Raw genomic sequence first — 1,157 nt, 5'->3', positions numbered from 1 at the left:
GTCATGGCCGTGTCTCCGGGGCGGGCGCGAGGCGGGGAGCCGCGGCCAGAAGCTCGATCGTGTAAGGGTGGCTGGGACGGAGGACCACGTCCTCGACGCGACCCTGCTCGACGATGCGTCCGTGGCGCATGACGGCCAGATCATCGCAAAGATAGGCTGCCGCGCCCAGGTCGTGGGTCACGAAGATGGCGCCGCCTCCGGTTCGGCCGACCGAGCGCCGTAGGAGGTCGAGTATTTCGATCTGAACCGTCGGATCGAGAGCCGTCGTCGGCTCGTCGGCGATGAGCAGTCGGGGACTATTTGCAAGAGCGAGAGCGATCAGGGCCCTTTGACGCTGTCCGCCGGACATCTGGTGGGGATAGGCGCGGGCCTTGCCTTCGGGGTCTGGAAGACCGACCTGATCGAGAGCCTCCACCGCCAGGTTTCTGGCTGCGCCCGTGCCTAGGCCGGGTCGATGCCGTTTAAGGACCTCCTCAAGAAGAGAGCCGATGCGGCGGACCGGGTTCAGGCTGGTGAATGGGTCTTGGAACACGACACCTATTTCGCGGCCCCGCAGACGTCTCAACTCGGCCTCCGGCAAACGCGAGAGGTCCTGGCCGTCCATGAGGATTTCGCCGGCGGCGATGCGGCAGCCCGGCGGCAAAAGGCCCGGAATGCTCATGGTGGTGAGAGACTTGCCAGATCCGGATTCGCCGACGAGACCGAGGATGCGCCCCGGGGCCAGGACGAGGTCGAGCCCGTGGACAAGAGAGGAGCCACCAGCGTCAATGGTGAGGCCGCGGAGGGCTATAAGCGGGCTCATCGGCGAAGGTCCGTGCGGCGGCGGCCCCCGAGGCGCTGGGCCAAGGCGTCGCCGCAAAGGTTGAGCAGCAGCACCGTCAGAGCGAGGGCCGCAGCGGGAACCGCCATCATCCAGGGGGCCAGGAAGAGATAGGGGCGGCTTTCGGCGAGCATGGCGCCCCAGGCCGGCGATCCCAGCGGCGCGCCGACGCCCAGGAAGGACAGGGCGCTGGAGGCCACCAGCATGTCGGCGAAGTGGAAAGCGGTCATGGCTGTCAGGCTCGGTAAAAGCACAGGGAGAACATGGCGGAAGACCTGTTGGAGCCGGCTCACGCCGCCGATCCGGGCGGCGACGACATAGGGACGGTCGCGAGCCG

The 1,157-nt window shown here is 67.5% G+C and carries 2 protein-coding genes; both read right to left on the bottom strand.

Annotation, left to right across the window (positions count from 1 at the left end):
* Position 1 precedes the first annotated feature (1 nt).
* Entirely contained in the window at positions 2-802 is an 801-nt protein-coding gene (locus tag HX774_RS18415) for an ABC transporter ATP-binding protein (RefSeq protein WP_178828892.1), read from the bottom strand.
* Positions 799-1,157: ABC transporter permease subunit (locus HX774_RS18410; protein WP_178828891.1), on the bottom strand; the 359-nt coding region annotated here is incomplete at its 5' end. The genes HX774_RS18415 and HX774_RS18410, both read right to left, overlap by 4 nt.

It is taken from the genome of Brevundimonas sp. P7753 (assembly GCF_013386595.1).
Classification (GTDB): domain Bacteria; phylum Pseudomonadota; class Alphaproteobacteria; order Caulobacterales; family Caulobacteraceae; genus Brevundimonas; species Brevundimonas bullata.
This window is presented reverse-complemented; position numbering and strand designations above follow the sequence as displayed.

Bases quoted from the DNA above. Each gene is read 5' to 3' on its own strand.
- HX774_RS18415 (WP_178828892.1), bottom strand. From the start codon at position 802: ATGAGCCCGCTTATAGCCCTCCGCGGCCTCACCATTGACGCTGGTGGC.